This is a genomic window from Ramlibacter sp. GCM10027632 (assembly GCF_042675325.1).
GTDB lineage: Bacteria > Pseudomonadota > Gammaproteobacteria > Burkholderiales > Burkholderiaceae_C > Ramlibacter.
Genome location: NZ_JBHTGW010000011.1, coordinates 1 through 17,551, shown reverse-complemented (window position 1 = coordinate 17,551; position 17,551 = coordinate 1). Strand labels below are relative to the sequence as shown.

Annotated in this window: 17 protein-coding genes and 1 tRNA gene; 5 read left to right on the top strand and 13 right to left on the bottom strand. The window is 70.4% G+C overall.

What is annotated here, in order from left to right:
* Window positions 1-5: 5 nt before the first annotated feature.
* Window positions 6-1,181, bottom strand: coding sequence for a hypothetical protein (locus tag ACFQZY_RS15915; RefSeq protein WP_377417597.1), 1,176 nt, complete (start codon window positions 1,179-1,181; stop codon window positions 6-8).
* Window positions 1,182-1,192: 11 nt separating this feature from the next.
* A complete protein-coding gene (locus ACFQZY_RS15910) occupies window positions 1,193-2,179 on the bottom strand; it encodes a Bug family tripartite tricarboxylate transporter substrate binding protein (protein ID WP_377417595.1) in 987 nt (328 codons plus the stop codon).
* 110 nt (window positions 2,180-2,289) lie between these two features.
* On the opposite strand from ACFQZY_RS15910, the gene ACFQZY_RS15905 reads away from it, so the two are divergent.
* Both ACFQZY_RS15905 and ACFQZY_RS15900 read left to right on the top strand, forming a co-directional pair.
* Window positions 2,290-3,051 carry a GntR family transcriptional regulator gene (locus tag ACFQZY_RS15905; RefSeq protein ID WP_377417852.1) on the top strand — a complete coding sequence of 254 codons (762 nt, stop codon included), beginning with the start codon at window positions 2,290-2,292 and terminating at the stop codon, window positions 3,049-3,051.
* Window positions 3,014-3,088 (top strand) — tRNA-Arg (locus tag ACFQZY_RS15900). Before ACFQZY_RS15905 ends, ACFQZY_RS15900 begins: the two co-directional genes overlap by 38 nt.
* Window positions 3,089-3,509: 421 nt before the next feature.
* Here ACFQZY_RS15900 and ACFQZY_RS15895 read toward each other — a convergent pair.
* Together ACFQZY_RS15895 and ACFQZY_RS15890 are read right to left on the bottom strand one after the other, a co-directional pair.
* The gene (locus tag ACFQZY_RS15895) at window positions 3,510-4,484 is read right to left on the bottom strand and encodes a Bug family tripartite tricarboxylate transporter substrate binding protein (RefSeq protein ID WP_377417593.1); all 975 of its coding nucleotides are present in this window, start codon (window positions 4,482-4,484) and stop codon (window positions 3,510-3,512) included.
* Between the two features lie 50 nt (window positions 4,485-4,534).
* Window positions 4,535-5,314 (bottom strand): glutaredoxin domain-containing protein, encoded by a 780-nt coding sequence (locus ACFQZY_RS15890; RefSeq protein ID WP_377417591.1) that lies wholly within the window; start codon window positions 5,312-5,314, stop codon window positions 4,535-4,537.
* A gap of 129 nt (window positions 5,315-5,443) precedes the next feature.
* On the opposite strand from ACFQZY_RS15890, the gene ACFQZY_RS15885 reads away from it, so the two are divergent.
* Complete coding sequence (locus ACFQZY_RS15885) at window positions 5,444-6,358, top strand: LysR family transcriptional regulator (protein ID WP_377417589.1); 915 nt, start codon at window positions 5,444-5,446, stop codon at window positions 6,356-6,358.
* Window positions 6,359-6,379: 21 nt separating this feature from the next.
* Here the strand turns inward: ACFQZY_RS15885 and ACFQZY_RS15880 are convergent, their stop codons facing one another.
* The 5 genes from ACFQZY_RS15880 to ACFQZY_RS15860 are packed head-to-tail and all read right to left on the bottom strand — an operon-like array spanning window position 6,380 to window position 10,317.
* Window positions 6,380-7,192 (bottom strand): IclR family transcriptional regulator, encoded by an 813-nt coding sequence (locus ACFQZY_RS15880; RefSeq protein WP_377417587.1) that lies wholly within the window; start codon window positions 7,190-7,192, stop codon window positions 6,380-6,382.
* A 50-nt stretch (window positions 7,193-7,242) separates the two neighbouring features.
* Window positions 7,243-8,172 (bottom strand): DUF6282 family protein, encoded by a 930-nt coding sequence (locus ACFQZY_RS15875; protein WP_377417585.1) that lies wholly within the window; start codon window positions 8,170-8,172, stop codon window positions 7,243-7,245.
* 24 nt (window positions 8,173-8,196) lie between these two features.
* Entirely contained in the window at window positions 8,197-8,565 is a 369-nt protein-coding gene (locus tag ACFQZY_RS15870) for a cupin domain-containing protein (protein WP_377417583.1), read from the bottom strand.
* Window positions 8,566-8,579: 14 nt separating this feature from the next.
* Window positions 8,580-9,347, bottom strand: coding sequence for an HpcH/HpaI aldolase/citrate lyase family protein (locus ACFQZY_RS15865; protein WP_377417581.1), 768 nt, complete (start codon window positions 9,345-9,347; stop codon window positions 8,580-8,582).
* Complete coding sequence (locus ACFQZY_RS15860) at window positions 9,340-10,317, bottom strand: Bug family tripartite tricarboxylate transporter substrate binding protein (RefSeq protein WP_377417579.1); 978 nt, start codon at window positions 10,315-10,317, stop codon at window positions 9,340-9,342. Before ACFQZY_RS15860 ends, ACFQZY_RS15865 begins: the two co-directional genes overlap by 8 nt.
* Before the next feature lie 143 nt (window positions 10,318-10,460).
* Between ACFQZY_RS15860 and ACFQZY_RS15855 the strand changes: the two genes are divergently transcribed.
* Both ACFQZY_RS15855 and ACFQZY_RS15850 read left to right on the top strand, forming a co-directional pair.
* Window positions 10,461-11,144: an HAD family hydrolase gene (locus ACFQZY_RS15855; protein ID WP_377417577.1), complete on the top strand. Its 684-nt coding sequence runs from the start codon at window positions 10,461-10,463 to the stop codon at window positions 11,142-11,144.
* A gap of 176 nt (window positions 11,145-11,320) precedes the next feature.
* Complete coding sequence (locus ACFQZY_RS15850) at window positions 11,321-12,535, top strand: Fic family protein (protein WP_377417575.1); 1,215 nt, start codon at window positions 11,321-11,323, stop codon at window positions 12,533-12,535.
* A gap of 20 nt (window positions 12,536-12,555) precedes the next feature.
* Here ACFQZY_RS15850 and zwf read toward each other — a convergent pair whose 3' ends face one another.
* The 4 genes from zwf to ACFQZY_RS15830 are packed head-to-tail and all read right to left on the bottom strand — an operon-like array spanning window position 12,556 to window position 17,348.
* On the bottom strand, window positions 12,556-14,031 hold the full coding sequence (zwf, locus tag ACFQZY_RS15845; protein WP_377417573.1) for a glucose-6-phosphate dehydrogenase: 1,476 nt from the start codon (window positions 14,029-14,031) through the stop codon (window positions 12,556-12,558).
* 23 nt (window positions 14,032-14,054) lie between these two features.
* Window positions 14,055-14,975, bottom strand: a complete 921-nt coding sequence (locus tag ACFQZY_RS15840) for a PfkB family carbohydrate kinase (RefSeq protein ID WP_377417571.1) — start codon at window positions 14,973-14,975, stop codon at window positions 14,055-14,057.
* Between the two features lie 49 nt (window positions 14,976-15,024).
* The gene (locus ACFQZY_RS15835) at window positions 15,025-16,077 is read right to left on the bottom strand and encodes a LacI family DNA-binding transcriptional regulator (protein ID WP_377417569.1); all 1,053 of its coding nucleotides are present in this window, start codon (window positions 16,075-16,077) and stop codon (window positions 15,025-15,027) included.
* Window positions 16,078-16,118: 41 nt separating this feature from the next.
* Window positions 16,119-17,348, bottom strand: a complete 1,230-nt coding sequence (locus ACFQZY_RS15830; protein ID WP_377417567.1) for a hypothetical protein — start codon at window positions 17,346-17,348, stop codon at window positions 16,119-16,121.
* Window positions 17,349-17,551 lie beyond the last annotated feature (203 nt).

The window sequence follows — 17,551 nt, the reverse complement described above, 5'->3', positions numbered from 1 at the left end:
GCGGGTCACAGCACCTGCGTCTCCAGCAGTTCCACCGGGTCGCCGTAGCGCGCGGCCATCTCCACCACCTGCGGATCACGCAGCGCGCACAGGAAGCCCTGGTCGATCAGGAGGTTGTCGCCGGCCTTCACGGTGGCGTCCAGCGTGACCAGGTCCACGTGGACCGGCGGCTCCTCCCAGTCGGGCATGGTGCGGCGGATGTAGTCGGCCGGCTTGACCAGGTCGATGCCGAAATGCAGCGCGCCCGGCGCGTTGGAGCCGGCGGGGTAGATGGTGTGGCGCGGCGCCTTGGGGTTGAAGCCGCAGCCGCCGCCCTCGATCATGCGGCCGCCCACCAGCATCTCGCGCAGGATGCGCGCCTCCTCGGACTCGCCCGTGACATGCGAGACGTACTCGCCCTCGAAGTGCACGCCGATGCGCTCGGCGAAGGGCCTGGCGAAGCCCACCGCCCACTGCGGGTACAGCACGCCCGACATCTTCGTGGGCACGGACAGGTCGTTCTTCACCGCGTTGTGGTCCCACAGGTTGGGGCCGTGCGAGGCGAGGTAGTGCACGTAGCAGCCGTCCTCGTCGGCGCCCATGCGGCCGCGCCAGCGGTTGGTCGAGAGCATGTTCTCGCGCATCTCGGGCGTGAAGTGGATGCGGAAGTCGCTGCCGCGCGCATCGGTGAAGTGCAGGTCGAAGGGCACGCCCTTCGGGTAGCGCGACGCGGTGGCGCGGGTGATCTCGCCCACCAGGTCGATCGGGAAGCGCGCCTGCGGCGTGTGCAGCAGGTCCAGGTTGCGGAAGTAGGTGATCTTGACCCAGCGCTGGCCCTGCCTGCGCAGGCCGATGAAGAACGGGTCGATGATGGAGCAGAACCAGGTCGACACCACGAAGGTGGCCTTGGCCACCAGGGCCTTGGCCTCCTCGGGCACCTGCTCCACCCGCGAGCTCGGCTCCATGTAGACGCGCACCGTGGCGCCGCGCGCCTTGGCCAGGCCGGTCACGGCGTCGATCACGCGCGGGTCCAGCAGCGGGTCGGCCAGCACCAGCACGCGGTCGCCCGGGCGGAAGGCGAAGGTGCGGGTGAAGTTGTCCATCGCCGCGAAGAAATGCTTGGTCTCGGTGATGGCCGGGGCCAGGGGCAGCGGCAGGCCGGCGTAGCGGGCGTCGTGGGCGTCGTGGGAAGAAACGGTCATGGCGTCGGTCCTCAATCGAGTTGCGCGCCGGCGCGCTTGACGGCGCCGCCCCAGCGCTCCATCTCGCTGGCGACGAAGCGGGCCAGCTCCTCGGGCGAGGTGGGCGCCGGCTCGCTCGCACGGCTCATGAGCGCGGCCCGCAGCTCGGGGTCGGCCAGCGACTTGCGCACGGCGGCGTTGAGCTTGTCGATGACGGGGCGCGGCGTGCGCGCGGGCACGAACAGCGCGTCCCAGGCGCTCACGTCGAAGCCCGGCACGCCGGACTCGGCCACGGTGGGCAGCTCGGGAAAGCTCTCCAGCCGCTGCCCCGTGCTCACCGCCAGGCCCTTGATGCGGCCGCTGCGCACCTGCGGGCCGGTGTTGGGGACCACGTCGATCATGAAGTCCACCCGGCCGCCGAGCAGGTCGGTCATGGCCGGCGCGCCGCCCTTGTACGGCACGTGCTGCACGTCGATGTTGGCCTGCGCCTTCAGCATCTCCCCGGCGAGGTGCGAGGTGGTGCCGTTGCCGGCGGAGGCGAAGTTCAGCTTGCCCGGTTCCTTGCGCGCCAGCTGCAGCAGCTCGCCCATCGAGTTCACCGGCAGCCCCGGGCGGATCGCCACGATGGCGCCGATGCGGCTGAAGCGGCTCACCGGCTCGAAGTCCTTGCGCGGGTCGAAGCCGGGGTTCTTGTACAGCGCGTGGTTGATCGCGTGCGTGCCGTTGGTGCCGTAGAACAGCGTGTAGCCGTCGGGCGTGGCGCGGGCCGCGGCCACTGCACCCACGTTGCCGCCGGCCCCGGCCACGTTCTCGACCACCAGGGGCTGGCCCAGTTCGCGGGCCACGCGTGTCATGACCAGCCGCGCCAGGGTGTCGCCGCCCCCCCCGGGCGGGAAGGGAACGACCAGCCGGATCGGCTTGTTCGGGTAGTCGGCGGCCGGGGCCTGGGCCCAGGCCCCGGTCATGGCCAGCGAGGCCAGGGCGAGCGCCGCGACACGGCGCCGTCGGGAAAAGGTCATTTGTCTCTCTCCTTGGCTTTCTGCATGCAATCTTTGATGGATTTCGCCATAAATCCTTCGAAGACTAATTATTGCATGCATAAAAGGACCCCCGACTAGAATCCCCGCCCATGGCCAAGCAAATCCACTCCGTCGCCAGCGAGCTGAGGCGGCGCATCGTGTCCGGGCACTACGCCGCGGGCGAGCGCCTGCTGGAGCTGGCCTTGTCCGCCGAGCTCGGCGCCTCGCGCACGCCGATCCGGCTGGCCTTCGAGGAGCTGGAGAAGGAGGGCCTGCTGGAGCGTCTGCCGACGCGGGGCTTCCGGGTGCGGGCCTTCGACCCGCGCGACATCGCCGACGCGATCGACGTGCGCGGCGCACTCGAAGGCATGGCCGCCCGGCTGGTGGCCGAGCGCCCCGAGCGCGGCGCGGTGCTGGCCTCGCTGCGCGAATGCGTGGCCGAGGGGCGCGCCCTGCTCGAGGCCGCCCGGGCCCGGGGCCTGGCGCTCGATGGCCCGGCCTGGATCGCGATGAATGCCCGCTTCCACGCCGTGCTGGTCGAGGCGGCGGACAACCGCGCGCTGGTGTCGGCCCTGGAGCATGTGGCGCGGCGGCCGCTGGCGGGGGCGGCGGCCCTGAGCCTGCACGGCATTGCGCCGCAGCTGGAGTTCCGCTTCATCGAGCGCGCGCAGCGGGACCACGAGGACCTCCTCGCCGCGCTCGAGGCCGGCCAGGGCGCGCGGGCCGAGTCGCTGATGCGCGAGCACGCCTTCCGCAGCCGCGAGAACAAGCGGGCCCTGCTCACGGGCGAGGCGTCGGCGAGCGCCCCGGCGGCCCCTACAATCGGCTCCAGCCGCCGCCGTAGTTCAATGGATAGAACGAGCGCCTCCTAAGCGCTAGATACAGGTTCGATTCCTGTCGGGGGCGCCAGGCTGCCGGCTCCGGCGACCTCTGCTTCCCCTCCCCCCCTCTCCCCCCCTCTCCCCCTCTCTCTCCCCCCTCGCCTCGAAGCCCATTCCCAGGCGGGCGCAAGCCATCGTGAATGGCGCCGGAATTGGCCGGCCATCCAAACGCAAGTCCTTGTCCTCCAAGGATTTTCGGCATGAACCTCAAATTCTCGAAAACATGCCGAAAGACACGGCATGCTTGAACGCTCGGCTGACGCGACGCGGCAATACATCGATGCGGTCGCTGCGTTCGAAGCCTTCGAGGAGGCGCTGAAGGAGGCGGAGCAGGTTCGCGGCAGCACGTACTGGCACAAGGGGCCGGCCACAGGGCCTGGCACCGACTACCGGGTTCGCACCAGTCCCTCGGGCACAGGAGCGGCTCGATGCGCCGGAGGGAGCGGCCTTCAATCCATCTTCAGGTTCGCGTCCTTCACCACCTTCTGCCAGCGGGCGAAGTCGGCGCGGATCTGCGCCGCGAACTCGTCGGGCTTGTTGCCCACCGGCTCGAAGCCGCCGCGCACGTACTTCTCGCGGATCTCGGGCAGCTGCAGCACCGCGTTCACCTCGCGCTGGATGCGGTCGATGATGGGGCGCGGCGTCTTCGCCGGGGCCAGCAGGCCGTACCAGGAGCTGACCTCGAAGCCGGCCAGGCCGGACTCGGCGAAAGTCGGCACGTCGGGCAGCACCGTCGAACGCTTCGCGCTGGAGACACCGATCGCCTTGAGGCGGCCGTCCTTGAGGAAGCCCGCGATGGTGGGCACGACGGTGTAGATCAGGGGGATCTGGCCGCCCGCCACGTCGGTCACCGCCTGGCCGCCGCCCTTGTACGGCACATGCCGCAGCTGCGCGCCCGAGCGGATCGCCAGCAGCTCGCCGGCCAGGTGAGTGGTGGTGGCCGCGCCGGAGGAGCCGAAGCCCAGGCCGCCCTGCTTCTTCGAGTACTCGACCAGCTCCGCGAGGTTCTTCGCCGGCACCGACTGGTGGGCCGCGAGGATCAGCGTCGCGTCGTTCAGCTTGGTGATCGGCGCGAAGTCCACCTGGGCGTCGAAGGGCGCCTTGATCAGGTGCGGGGCGACGACCAGGGACCCGTCGAACCCCATGAGCAGGGTGTAGCCATCGGGCGCGGCGGCGGCCACGGCCTGCGCGCCGATGTAGCCGGAGGCGCCCGGGCGGTTCTCGATCACCACCGCCTGGCCCAGGCGCTCGCCGAGCTTCTCGCTGATGTTGCGGACCACCGCATCGCCGCCGCCGCCCGGGGCGAAGGGCACGATGATCTTCACCGGCCGCTGCGGCCAGTTGTCCTGGGCCAGGGCCACCGCGGCGGCGCCGGCCAGCGCCAGGCCGGCCACCAGTTTCGCGAGCAGGAAGGGAATCCTCATGACGATGTCTCCGTTGTCTTTGTCGTTGTCGTTGGCGCCGCGGGGACGGGTCAGCGGTCCCAGACCTCGTCGGGCACCGGCAGGCCGGCGAGGTCGGCCATCGTGACCGGGCCGTCGGGGGCCGCGCCATGGCTCTCGAGCATCAACATCACCTGCCGCGTGTGCTGCGCGGCGTGCCAGGCGGTGCGCTCCAGCACGTCGTGCATGGGGCGCTGGCCGTAGTAGGTCGGCACGGTGAAATCCAGCGCCGGGTCTTTCGCCTGCTGCTGCGCCCACCAGGCCAGCACGCGATCGCGCACCTGCTCGCCCCAGGCGGCGATGTCTTCGGCGGTCCAGTCGTCCGGCGGCACGTCGTTGAAGCCCTCGAATTTCAGCTCGATGCCTTGGGCCGCCTGCAGGCCCATCTCGGCGACGCGGAAGATGTGGAAGGTGGTGCCTGCCGGCGTGCGGTTGCGGTCGCGGAACACCACGTGCAACTGCGCGGGCGTGAACTGGCGGGTGTAGCGGATGGTCGCATTGAGCACCATCTCCAGCTTGGCGACCAGCTGCGCCGGCGGCAGCGGGTCCATCAGCTTGGTCTTGAGGTCCAGGAACTTGATGACGTCGTTGAAGGACTGGCACAGGGTGTACTTGCCGCCCAGCGCCACGACCGGCACGCTGCGCGCGCCCAGCGCCGCCAGTTCCGCCATGCCGGCGGGGTTGTTGTGGACGTTGATCGACTCGAACTCGATCCCCTGCTTGGCCAGGAATTCCTTGGTGCGCAGGCACGAGGAACACCCCGGCTGCCAGAACACCTTGATGCGGGCCGACGACGTGACGGCTGGGTCCATGCCTTGTCTCTCCTCTGTTTTCTGGATGCCACGATTCTGTGAAGGTGCGCACCCGCGGGAAAGCAGTGGTTGGCGATGCCGCCATCGCCAACCGCGAGGGCGGTCGCAGGGGCGGCACAATCGACGCCCATGCAGCGGCTGGATCCGGTTTCCCTGAAGCTTTTCGTGCGCGTGATCGAGGCGGGCACCATCGCCGCGGCCGCCGACAGCGAGCACATCGCCGCGGCCGCGGTCAGCAAGCGCCTGGCGGAGATCGAGGCCCACCTCGGCACGCAGCTGCTGGTGCGCACCAACAAGGGCGTGGAGCCCACCGCCGCCGGCCTCGCCCTGCAGGCGCTGGCGCGGCGCGCGCTGCACGAGCTGGACCAGATCCCGGTGCAGATGCAGGGCTACGCCAGCGGCGTGCGCGGGCTGGTGCGGGTGTGCGCCAGCATGTCCGCCATCACCCAGTTCCTGCCCGCCGACATCCGCAGCTTCCGCGACCAGTACCCCGGGGTACAGGTGCAGCTGGAGGAGCGCACCAGCACGCGGGTGACGCGGCTGGTGGCCGACAACGCCGCCGACCTCGGCATCTACAACAGCGCCCCGCACGACCCCGCGCTGGCCACCCTGCCCTACCACCGCGACCGGCTGGTCGTGTGCGCGCCGCGCCCCCACCCGCTGGCGGCCCGGGCCTCGGTGCGCTTCGAGGACATCGCCGCCGAGGAGATCATCGGCATGCACACCGGCAGCGCCATCGGCGGCCTGCTGTCGCGGGCCGCGGGGGCGATCGAGCGGCCGCTGCGCATGCGCATGCAGGTCACCAGCTTCGACGCGCTGTGCATGATGGTCCACAACCGGCTGGGGGTGGGGGTGCTGCCCGATACGGTGGCTCGCCGCAATGCCGTCACCCTGGACATCGCCGTCGTGCCGCTGGAGGACGCCTGGGCCCGCCGCGAGTTCACCATCGCCATGCGGCAGGACGAATCCACCCTGCTGGCCGCGCGCCTGCTCGCCAGCCACTTGCAGGCCCGGGCGGCCGCGACCGGCCCGGCCGCGGGCTGACGCAGCGGGACGCGCCGGCGTTCAGGCCGGCGGCTCGGACGAGATCGCCAGGGCGGGAATGCCCCGCGCCTCGTACACCGTGCTGCCCATGAAGCGCGAGAGCGCCGCGGCCACGCCGAGCACGGCGTCGCGCACCGCGGGACCCGGCGGGTCCGCGAGGTGCTGGATGGAGCCCACCACGCTCACGATGGCCACGAGTTCGTCGGGCCCGCGCAGCACGGGGGCCGACAGCACGTTGATGCCGATCAGGGTCTCGTTGGGCGCGGTCTCGTAGAGGTTTTCGCGGATGGCGGCCAGGCGCTTGTCCAGGCGGGTGTGCCAGGCGGCGTCGACCTTCTCACCGGCCAGCCCCGGCAGGTGCAGGCGCAGGATCTCATCGAACTGCGCGCGCGAGGCATAGGCCAGCGCCACCCGCCCCTGCGCCGACTTGAGCGGCAGCGGCTTGTTCCCGGGCTTGACCGAGATGCTCACGAAGCCCTCGTTGGCCACCGAGTCCACCACCAGCGGCGTGCCGTTGATGGGGACGGCCAGCATCGCGCCCAGGTGGGTGCGGCTGCTCAGGTACTTGAGGTAGGGCGCCGCGACCTGGCGGATGTTCGATTCCAGGCTGGCCTTCTCACCCAGCTGGAACAGCTTCCAGCCCAGGGCGTACTTGTCGCTCACCTGGTTCTGCGTGACATAGCCGAAGTGCTTGAGGGAGACCAGGTTGCGGTGGATGCGGGACTTGCCCTCGCCCAGCGCCTGGGCCACCTCGGTCACGCCCAGGGGCACCGAGGAGGCGGCGAGCAGGTCGAGGATGCGGGTGACGAGTTCGACGGATTCGAGCACCGACACGGAGGCCGCTCCCGAATCCTGCTGTTCTGCCTCTCCACCCTTGTCCTGCATCAAAGTCCCACCAGAGTCGCCGCGTTGGTCGAGGTCATTTTACGGACCTCCGCCTCGGTGTAGCCCAGGTCCAGGCAGGTCTCGATCACGTTCTTGAAGCCGTCCACCAGGCCGGGGTTGCCGACCTGGCCGAGGTCCGAGCCGAGGATGGTCTTGTCCACCGTGCCGGCCTGGATCATCGCGTCCAGGTCCTGCGGGTCGTAGAACTTGAACTTCGAGCCCGGGATGAACATGCACATGGAGTGCTCCACGTACACGCCCATGCCGACCAGGCGCTGGATGTCTTCCAGCGTGGCGTCGATCACGTAGGTGGGGTGGTTGCACAGGAGGCGCTGGATGCCGCGCTTCTTGGCCTCCTCGAACAGCGGCCAGATCTCGTCGATGTGCAGGTGGCCCGACGACAGCACCGCGTCGGCCTCGGCGACCAGATCCAGGATCGGCAGCACCTCGGGCAGCAGCTTGCCCTTGCCGTCGGTGACCACCAGCGGCGTGGGCTCGATCATCACCTTCTTGGTCTGCGGAAACTTGTCCTTGAACTGCTCGTCCTTCTTGTGGTGGTCGAGGTGGTTCTTCGACGAGAAGGTGGGCATCCACACCACCTTGGCGCCGAGCTTGAGGCCGTGTTCCACCGCGTACAGGTTGAGGCCGCCGGTGGTGTTGTTCAGGGGCACGCCCGAGAGCAGCGTGACCTTCAGGTGGGAGAACTGCTTGTTCAACATCTCCGTCACCGGGGTGGCGGAGTAGTAGTGGTCCTTGATCAGGAGCGCGCGCACGCCGGCTTTGGAGGCCTCCTGCATGGCCTCGTAGTGGTCGAAGTAGCGCGGCATGACCGAGGGGCCGCTGTGGCAATGCAGGTCGACGGCGCCCTGCACGAGGCGGGCGGACAGGCCCGGGTCGGTCTGGCGCCAGAGGGATTCGGGGCGGTTCATGGGGCGGCTCACTCTCTCGGCGTTTCAGCGGAATTCGTTCTTCTGGTACTCGACCAGGTGCTTGTAGTCGTCGCGGATGGGGGAGAAGATGTCCAGGTTCAGGGCCACCTCGTCGCCCACCGGCTCCACGTAGTGCATCGTGTGCGGCGGCACGCGGACCATGCAGCCCGGCGTCATGCGGAACACCTCGTCGCCCACGTGGTAGTCCATCACGCCCTGCACGCAGATGGCGACCTGCTCGAAGTCGTGCTTGTGCGGGCGCACCTCGATGCGCGGCTGGATCCAGTTCATCACCATGATGAAGTTCTCGCCGCGGTAGCCGCAGCGCTCGATGCCCTCGCGCACGAACTCGCGCGGCAGGGTGTTCCAGTCAAACATTTGCGTGATGCTCATTGCTATCCACTCCTTTATTGGCGGTGCAGCTGCGTGAACTGCGCCATCACCTGCGACGCCTGGCGGGCCAGGAAGGCCTGGTCCGAGGCGACGATGAAAAAGCTCAGGCCCTGGTCGACCCAGCGCGCGGTCTCGGCCACGTCGGTCACGAAGATGCCCAGCGGCTTGCCATGGCGTCGGCAGGCCTCGGCCACTTTGTCCACGGCCTGCACCACCGGCTCGGCGTGGATGTCGGTGCACCCCAGCGAGACCGCCAGGTCGGCGCGCCCGATCAGGTAGCCGGCCACGCCTTCCAGGGCCGCCAGCGCCTCGATGTGTTCGATCGCCTCGGCGTCCTCGATCTGGAAGACGCAGGCCACCTCGGCGTCGGCGCGGCGGATGTGGTCGGCCATGCCGACCTGGCCGTAGCCGCCGGCGCGCGGCGAGTTGGAGAAGCCGCGGCTGCCGCCCACGTAGCGGGCCTTCTTCAGGTCCTCGGCCACGCCCTCGGGGGTGCGGGCATGGGGCACCAGCAGGCCGGTGGCGCCCATGTCCAGGCACTGCAGGAAGGTGCCGGCCTGGGTGTCGGGCACGCGCACCAGGGCGGGCACGCCCTGGGCGCGGGCGGCGAGCAGGCACAGGTCCAGCGCGTCGGGGCTGAAGGGCGCGTGTTCGGCGTCGATCACCACGAAGTCCATGCCCGCGCCGCACAGCACCTCCATGCTCTGGTGGCTGGCGGTCTTCACGAAGGTGCCGGCGAGCCGGTCACCCCGTGCGATCCGCGACTTCAGGGAGTCAGTCAAGCTTCACACCCAGCTGCTTGATGCGGTTGCCCGCGGCGACCTTGTCCTGCTTCAGGAAGGCCTCGAACTGCTTGGGCGTGTCGGCGATCACGGCATAGCCGTACGGGTCCACGTTCTTCTCGGCGAACTTCCTGTCGTTCAGCACCTTGGTCAGGTCGCGGTGCAGCTTGTCGACCACGTCGGCCGGCGTGCCGGCGGGGGCGGCGATGGCCAGGTACAGGTTGGAGACCACGTTCGGGTAGCCCTGCTCGGCGTAGGTGGGCACGTCGGGCAGCGCCTTGGCGCGCTGCTTGCCGGCGATGGCCAGCACCTTCACCTTGCCCGAGGGCAGCTGGGCCATCGCGGCGCTGGCACCGGCGATCAGGGCGTCGATGTTGCCGCCCAGCAGGTCCTGCATGGCGGGGGCGATGCCCTTGTACGGCACGTGGTTCATCTTGAAGCCGGCTTCCTGCTTCAGGCTTTCCATGGCCAGGTGGGTGGTGCCGCCGGCGCCTGCGGAGCCGTAGTTGTGCTTCTCGCCCTCGCGCTTCATCAGGGCCACGAAGTCCTTCAGCGTCTTGACCGGCAGGTCGGCGCGCACGATCAGGACCATGTTGAACTCCACCGCGCGGGTGACCGGCACCAGGTCCTTGTCGGCGTTGTAGGGGAGCTTGGAATACAGGAAGGCGTTCTGCGTGAACAGCGCGTCGCTGCCCAGGATCAGGGTGTAGCCGTCGGCGGGCGACTGCACCAGCGCGCTGGCGGCCACGATCTCGTTGGCGCCGGCGCGGTTGTCGATCACCAGGTTCTGGCCCCAGAGCTTGCCCAGTTCCTCGGACAGGCCGCGCGCGAAGTTGTCGACCGGCGCGCCCGCCGGGTAGGGCACCAGCAGCTTCACGGGCTTGGTGGGGAAGGCCTGCGCCTGGGCCACGGCCATGCAGGCCGACAGTGCGACGCCCATCAGCGCGCGGATCCAGTGGGTCAATTTCATCTCCTGCTCCTTCGGGTGATCTGTTCCGATTAATGGAACGGATTCTCGATGAAAGGAACAGAAAAAGGACAAGGGTTAACCCTTAGTCATCCGCTGGCGAGGCGCGCCGTGGTCGAATACCGGGCTCGCCCGCCCCCGACCCCATGACCCTGCCGCTGCCCCCCACGCTCCCTTCCGTCGACGCCGTGATCTTCGATGCCGACGGCACCCTGGTCGACAGCGAGACGCCCGGCCTGGAGGTGCTGCATGCGCATGCCTTGGCGCTGGGCGTGCGCTTCGAACCCGGCGAAGGGGTGGAGACCTGGCGCGGCCGGCCCATGCCCGACGCGCTGGCGGAGCTGGCCCGCCGCCTCGGCCGGCCGCTACCCGCCGACTTCGAAGCCGTGATGCGCGCCGCCATGGCCGACCGCTTCCGCGAGGGCCTGCTGGCCATGCCGGGCGCGCAGGCGCTGCTGGAGGCGCTGCAGGCGCAGCACACGCCCTTTTGCGTGGCCACCAACGGGCCGCGACCCAAGGTCGAATTGACGCTGTCGCTGACCGGCCTGCGTGGCTACTTCGGCGAGCACGTGTACTGCGCCTACGAGGTGGGCCTGTTCAAGCCGGACCCGGGCCTGTTCCTGGCCGCGGCGCAGGCGCTGGGGGCGCAGCCCGCGCGCTGCGTGGTGGTGGAGGACAGCCCGCCCGGCATCGCCGCCGGCCTGGCCGCGGGCATGCGGGTGTACGCGCTGCGCTCGCCGATGGTGGAGGCGCTGCAGGCGCACCCGCGGCTGCGGGTGGTGGAGGGGCTGGAGGACCTGCGGCGCGAGCCGTGGATGGCCACGCGCTGACACGCTAGGGTGTGTCATCGGATCGACGGGCAGGGAGATGGCCGTGTCGGGACGGGCGCGAAATGCACTCTGGCGACCTCGAGGCTGCCTACAACATGGGGGCTTGTCGCCCATCATATTAAAGGCTGCATATCATATGGAGCCTGATTCACCCCCTGTTAAAGGCACCGTCCAACATGGCGACCGAAGAAGAGGCCATCACGCCGCAGGCACGAGCGGGCCGCTACATCCGCCAGCCGACCGGCTACCGTGCGTTCATGCCGGCCCCCTTGCCGCCGCAGCCGCCGCTGAACCTGGGGGGCGAGATCGCGGCCTTGTTGTCCACGGCCGACCGGGCACTCGGTCGCCTCGATGGATCGGTCCTGACGCTTCCGAATCCCGATCAGTTCGTCTTCATGTACGTGCGCAAGGAAGCCGTGCTTTCAAGCCAGATTGAGGGCACGCAGAGCTCCTTGCAGGACCTGCTTTCTGCCGAAGCACAGTTGTTCGATCTCGGGTTGCCTCGTGACGTGGACGAGGTCCTGAACTATGTCCGGGCGATGAACCATGGCCTGGCTCGCTTGGCCGAGCTGCCGGTGTCGGTGCGCCTGATTCGCGAGATTCATGCCCAGCTGATGCAAGGCGTGCGAGGAGGCCAGCTGCAACCGGGCGAACTGCGCACCAGCCAGAACTGGATCGGCCCGGCGGGCTGCACCCTGGCCACAGCGTCCTTTGTCCCGCCGCCGCATCACGAAGTGCCGCAAGCCCTGGGCGACCTCGAGCGGTTTCTCCACACCACCGACACCCTGCCGCCGCTGATCAAGATCGCGCTGGCCCATGTGCAGTTCGAGACGATCCACCCCTTCCTGGATGGCAACGGCCGTGTGGGACGACTGCTCATCACCTTCTTGTTGACCGAGTGCGGCGTGCTGCACAAGCCCGTGCTGTACCTGTCGCACTATTTCAAGCAGCATCGCCAAGCCTATTACGACCACCTGCAGGCCGTGCGTGAACGCGGCGACTGGGAGGGGTGGCTGGCGTTCTTCCTGCGCGGTGTCATCGCGGTGGCCGGGGAAGCCGCAGGCACCGCGCGGCACATCCTTCAGCTACGTGAACAGCACCGCGCGACGATCACCGAGCACCTGGGCCGCGTGGCAGGCAATGGCCACCGGGTGCTGGAGTCCCTGTTCGATCGGCCCATCGTGTCGGTGGCCGACGTGCAGCAGCAGACGACGACCACCTTCGCTGCGGCCAACACCTTGGTGGCGCGCCTGGTGGAACAGGGCATCTTGCAGGAGATGACGGGCTACGCCCGCAACCGGCGATTCCGGTACGCGCCCTACATCGCCCTGTTCAATGACACGCATCCGGCCTCTCCTGCCGCAGGATCATCGACTGATCGCGCGCCCTGAATGGTCGGTACGCATCTCGATCAATGCGCCTCGGCCCACTCCCCGCCGTCGCGCGCCACCAGCGCCGAGGCGGCGGCCGGGCCCCAGCTGCCCGCGGCGTAGGGCTTGGGCGCCTCGCCGGCCTGCTGCCAGCCCTCGAGGATCGGGTCGGCCCAGCGCCACGCGGCCTCCAGTTCGTCGCGGCGCATGAAGTGGGTCAGGCGGCCCTTGATCACGTCGATCAGGAGGCGCTCGTAGGCCTCGGCGCGCCGCTGCGTGAAGGCCGACTGCAGGTCCAGGTTCAGGTACACCGGGCGCATCTTCATGCCCGAGCCCGGCTCCTTGGCCATCATTTGCAGCTTGATCGACTCCTCCGGCTGCAGCGTGATCACCAGCCGGTTCGGGTGAGCCGCGGCCGGCTGGTCGGCGAAGACCGAGAAGGCCGGCGGCGCGAACTCGATGATGATCTCCGAGTGCCGCCGCGCCATGCGCTTGCCGGTGCGCAGGTAGAAGGGCACGCCGGCCCAGCGCGGGTTGTCCACGTAGGCGCGCAGGGCCACGAAGGTCTCGGTCTGGCTGTCGGCCGGCACGCCCGCCTCCTGCAGGTAGCCGGGCACGTCCTGCCCCGCCACGGAACCCGCCACGTACTGGCCCCGCACCGTCTCGCGCTGCAGGTCGGCCGGGCCGATGCGGCGCAGCGAGCGCAGCACCTTGAGCTTCTCGTCGCGCACGTCGTCCGGGTCCAGCGAGATCGACTGCTCCATCGCCACGATGCAAAGCAGCTGCAGCAGGTGGTTCTGCACCATGTCCCGCATGGCGCCGGTGTGGTCGTAGAAGCCGGCGCGCGTGCCCACGCCCACCGTCTCGGCCACCGTGATCTGCACGCTCCTGATGAAGGGCGCGCGCCACAGCGGCTCGAACATCGCGTTGCCGAAACGCAGCACCATCAGGTTCTGCACCGTCTCCTTGCCCAGGTAGTGGTCGATGCGGTAGATCTGGCGCTCGTCGAAGTGGCGCGCCACCGACTCGTTGATCGCCTGCGCCGAGGGCAGGTCGTGGCCCAGCGGCTTTTCCAGCACCACCCGGGCGGCGGCGTCGACCAGGCCGGCCGCGTCCAGGTGGCCGGCGATGGCGGTGAACAGGCTGGGCGCGGTGGCCAGGTAGAAGATGCGGGTGGCGCCCTCGCGGCAGGCGGCCTTCAGGCGCGCATAGCCCTCGGGCTGGCTGGCATCCAGCGGGACGAAGTCCAGCCGCTGGAGGAACTGGGCCCAGGCCTGCGGCTGCAGCGCCCCGGCCTCGACGCAGGCGCGCGCCTTCTCGTCGACGAAGGCCTGGTACTGCTCGCGGGTCCAGGCGTGGCGGCCCACGCCGAGGATGCGGCAGGCGCCGTCGAGGCGGCCATGCAGGTCGGCCATGTACAGCGCGGGCAGCAGCTTGCGCCAGGACAGGTCGCCGGCGCCGCCGAAGATGACGATGTCGTGGGCGGACATGGGCGTGGGGGTGGGGATGGCAGTCATGGAGGCAAAGGGGTCGGGGCGGGTCAGTCGAGGGCGGCGCGCAGTTCGGCCCGCGTGGGCGGCTGGCAGCCCTTGCGGGTGCAGTTGAGGGCGGCGGCGGTCATGGCGCGGCGCAGGGTGGCGTCCACGCGGGCGGCGGCGTCGCCGCCTTCGGCCCAGTCGGCCAGGCAGCTGCCCCAGAAGGTGTCGCCGGCGCCCACGGTGTCGACCACGGCCACGGCGGGCGCGGGGGCGGCGGCCTCGCGGCCCTCCACCCACAGGCTCGCGCCCTGGCCGCCGAAGGTCAGCGCCACGCGGCGGTTGGCGGGCGCGGCGAAGCGCTCGCGCACGGCGGCGGCCGTGGCCGGCGATGCATCGGAGAAGCCCAGGAAATGCAGGTCCTCGTCGCTGGCCTTGACCCAGTCGGCCAGGGCCACGGCCTGCATCACCGCGGCGCGGTAGGCGGCGGCATCGCCGGCCAGGCGCGGGCGCAGGTTCACGTCCAGGCTCACCGTCCAGCCCAGGTCGCGCGCGCCGCGCATCACGGCCAGCGCCTTGTCGCTTTCGGGCGGCACCAGCATCAGCGAGCCGGTGTGCAGCACGCCCACCGGCAGCGCGCGCAGCTGCGCCAGCAGGGCGCCGGGCTGCCAGTCGCGGTCGGCCACGCCCTCGCGGTAGAAGCCGTAGGCGGGCTGGCCGCCGGCGCCGAGGGTCACCACGGCCAGCGCCGTGGGGCAGGCGCTGGGCGCCCGCAGCACCTGCACGCCGTCGGCTTCGGCCTGCGCGCGCAGGCGCTGGCCGAAGCTGTCGCTGGAGAAGGGCGAGAGGTAGCCGGCCGGCGCGCCCTGGCGCGCCACCGCGCGGGCAAGGTTGAAGGGGCTGCCCCCCATCAGGGGCAGCAGGGTGCCATCGGGCTGGGTGAGGCAGTCCATCAGGGCTTCACCGAGCACCAGGGTGGAGAGCATGCGAGGGTCCTTGGAGGCAGGGCGCGCCGCGGCGGGCGCGCGGGATTTGTCAGGAGGCAGCGATCACCGGCGCGGTCGAGCCGCGCAGCACCAGCGAGGTGGGCAGCACGCGCGACTCCACCGGCTCGCCCGCCAGCAGGGCGAGCATGCACTCCACCATCGCGATGCCGGCCTGGTCGATCGGCTGCTTGATGGTGGTCAGCGGCGGGTCGCCGTGCGAGGCGGCCTCGACGTCGTCGTAGCCGACCACGCTCACGCCCTGGGGCACGCTGAAGCCCTGGCCGCGCAGCAGGCCGATGGCCGTCATCGCGATCAGGTCGGAGGTGGCGAATACCGCGTCGAACGGCACGCCGCGCGCGAGCCAGGCCTGCATCTCGGCGCGGGCCTGTTCGGCGGTGAAGGGCGCGGGAATGTGCAGCGCCGGGTCGGGCTCCAGGCCGGCGGCGCGCAGCGCCTCGGCGTAACCCTGGTGGCGCAGCGCCACCTCGGGCAGCTGGGTGTCGCCCATGAAGGCGATGCGCCGGCGGCCCCGCGAGAGCAGGTGCTGGGTGGCGAGGCGGCCGCCCGAGATGTTGTCGCCGCCGACGGAGCAATAGAACTGCCGGGGCAGCTGCGCGCCCCAGACCACCAGCGGCACCTGGCGCATGGCCAGGGCGTTGAGCTGGTCGTGGTGGCCCCACTGGCCGATCACCATCACGCCGGCGGCGCGGCCGCTGTCGTAGAGGGCGGCCATGCCGTCGAGGTGCTCGGCATCGACGCGCGAGACCAGCATGTCGTAGCCGCGGTCGGTGAGCGCGTCGGCCAGCGAACCCAGCATGCCCAGGAAGAAGGGGTCGGAGATGTGCTGGCGGGTGCGGCTGTCGAACGGGATCACCATGCCGATGGTGCGGTTCTCGCCCAGGCGCAGGTTCTTCGCGCCGAGGTTGACCGTGTAGTTCAGCGCCTTGGCCAGCTCGCCCACGCGCTGGCGCGTCTCCTCGTTGATCAGGGGACTGCCGTTGAGGGCGCGCGAGACGGTGGACGTCGACACCCCCGCCAGGCGGGCGATGTCGGCCATCTGGACGCGGCGGCTGCCGCGCGGGGAGGGTCGACTGGCTGTCATCGGGTCGGGGCGATCTGCCATGGGCTTCGCCGATTCTGGCATCAACGCTCCTGGACCCGCAGCAGCCAGAGGCTGGCGAGTTCGACGGCCGAGGGATCGCCCTGGACCGCCTGGAAGGCGGCGCGGGCCTGCGGCACCTGGCCGGCCTTGAACAGGCTGATGGCGTGGTGCAGCCGCAGCTCGGCCTCGCGGCGGTTGCCGCCCGCGGCCAGCGCGCGCGCGTAGGCCGCGTTCGCGCGGGCCCACTGCTGCCGGGAAGCCAGCACCTCGGCCAGTTCGGCCTGCGCCGTCGGGTCCGCCTCGGCTTTCTCCAGGGCGGGCAGGCCCTTGTCGTCCTCGGCGGCGCGGCGCGCGGCTTCGGCACGCAGGCGCTGGTGGCTGGCGGCCTCGGCGCCGGTGCCCAGCACCTTGCTGGCAAAACCGGCGTCGAGCACGCGCAGGGCCTGCGCGGGCAGGCCGGCCTTCAGGGCCAGGCCGGCCATGTAGGCGATGTCGTCGGCCTCGTCGAGGCCGCCCACCTCCTCGAGCAGGCGGTAGACGTCCAGCTCCAGGCGCGGGTTGAAGTCCGGCAGGTTGCGCACGCGCGAGAGCAGGTCGCCCCAGTAGTCCGGGGTCGGGAAGCGGGCCACCAGCTGCTTGAGGGCGCGGTAGTAGCCGGCGTCGTCCTTCAGCTGGCGGTAGCTCGCGGCCATCACGCGCAGCTCGCGCTCCGAGGGCGCGGGCACCGCACCGCCCGCGGCGACCAGGTCCTCCACCGCCTTGGCGGCGGCGGCATGCTGGCCCTGCAGGGACAGGGCCTGGAGCATGGCCAGGCGCACGCTGGGGTGGGTGCCGCCGGCGGCCAGGTAGCCCTGGGCAGCACGCACCAGGCGCGGGTAGTCCTTCAGGCGCGTGGCCACGTCCACCTGCGCCTGCAGGAAGCTGGCGCGCTCGGCGGCGGGCAGCGAGGCGTTCGAACCGAGGAATTCCAGCGCCGGCAAGGCCACGTCGTCCTGCCTGGCGGTGAGGGCCGCGACCGCGACCATCCGCTCGACCCACACGCGCTCGGCGGGCGTCAGGCCCGCGACGTCGCGCGCCTGGCGCGCCAGCGCCAGCGCCTCGGCGGGCTGGTTGTTCTTCAGGGCCTCCTGGGCTGCGGCCAGCGGCCTGGCCAGCTCGGCGCGCAGCGCGGCCTGCGGGGCCGGCTGCGCCTGCGCACCGCACCAGAAGGACGCGAGCACCACGCCCAGGGCCAGGGGGCGCAGCAGCCAGCGTCGGTGTCGAATCGTCATGGGGCAACCCTCAAAAAAAACCGACTCGGGCGAGTCGGCAAATACGGACCTTGGAGAGAAAACCTGTCAATCGTGTTCAGTTGACGAACTGCTCGGTGCCCACGATGCCCAGCTTGTTGAGGCCATTGCGCTGGGCCGAGGCGAGCACGCCGGCGGTGGCCTCGTACTTCGCCTTGGGGTGCGAGCGAATGTGCAGCTCGGGC

Excerpts from the sequence above, each read along its gene's own strand:
- ACFQZY_RS15915 (WP_377417597.1), bottom strand. The coding sequence starts at position 1,181 with ATGACCGTTTCTTCCCACGACGCCCACGACGCCCGCTACGCCGGCCTG.
- ACFQZY_RS15910 (WP_377417595.1), bottom strand. The coding sequence starts at position 2,179 with ATGACCTTTTCCCGACGGCGCCGTGTCGCGGCGCTCGCCCTGGCCTCG.
- ACFQZY_RS15905 (WP_377417852.1), top strand. The coding sequence starts at position 2,290 with ATGGCCAAGCAAATCCACTCCGTCGCCAGCGAGCTGAGGCGGCGCATC.
- ACFQZY_RS15895 (WP_377417593.1), bottom strand. The coding sequence starts at position 4,484 with ATGAGGATTCCCTTCCTGCTCGCGAAACTGGTGGCCGGCCTGGCGCTG.
- ACFQZY_RS15890 (WP_377417591.1), bottom strand. The coding sequence starts at position 5,314 with ATGGACCCAGCCGTCACGTCGTCGGCCCGCATCAAGGTGTTCTGGCAG.
- ACFQZY_RS15885 (WP_377417589.1), top strand. The coding sequence starts at position 5,444 with ATGCAGCGGCTGGATCCGGTTTCCCTGAAGCTTTTCGTGCGCGTGATC.
- ACFQZY_RS15875 (WP_377417585.1), bottom strand. The coding sequence starts at position 8,172 with ATGAACCGCCCCGAATCCCTCTGGCGCCAGACCGACCCGGGCCTGTCC.
- ACFQZY_RS15870 (WP_377417583.1), bottom strand. The coding sequence starts at position 8,565 with ATGAGCATCACGCAAATGTTTGACTGGAACACCCTGCCGCGCGAGTTC.
- ACFQZY_RS15860 (WP_377417579.1), bottom strand. The coding sequence starts at position 10,317 with ATGAAATTGACCCACTGGATCCGCGCGCTGATGGGCGTCGCACTGTCG.
- ACFQZY_RS15855 (WP_377417577.1), top strand. The coding sequence starts at position 10,461 with ATGACCCTGCCGCTGCCCCCCACGCTCCCTTCCGTCGACGCCGTGATC.
- ACFQZY_RS15850 (WP_377417575.1), top strand. The coding sequence starts at position 11,321 with ATGGCGACCGAAGAAGAGGCCATCACGCCGCAGGCACGAGCGGGCCGC.
- zwf (WP_377417573.1), bottom strand. The coding sequence starts at position 14,031 with ATGACTGCCATCCCCACCCCCACGCCCATGTCCGCCCACGACATCGTC.
- ACFQZY_RS15840 (WP_377417571.1), bottom strand. The coding sequence starts at position 14,975 with ATGCTCTCCACCCTGGTGCTCGGTGAAGCCCTGATGGACTGCCTCACC.
- ACFQZY_RS15835 (WP_377417569.1), bottom strand. The coding sequence starts at position 16,077 with ATGACAGCCAGTCGACCCTCCCCGCGCGGCAGCCGCCGCGTCCAGATG.
- ACFQZY_RS15830 (WP_377417567.1), bottom strand. The coding sequence starts at position 17,348 with ATGACGATTCGACACCGACGCTGGCTGCTGCGCCCCCTGGCCCTGGGC.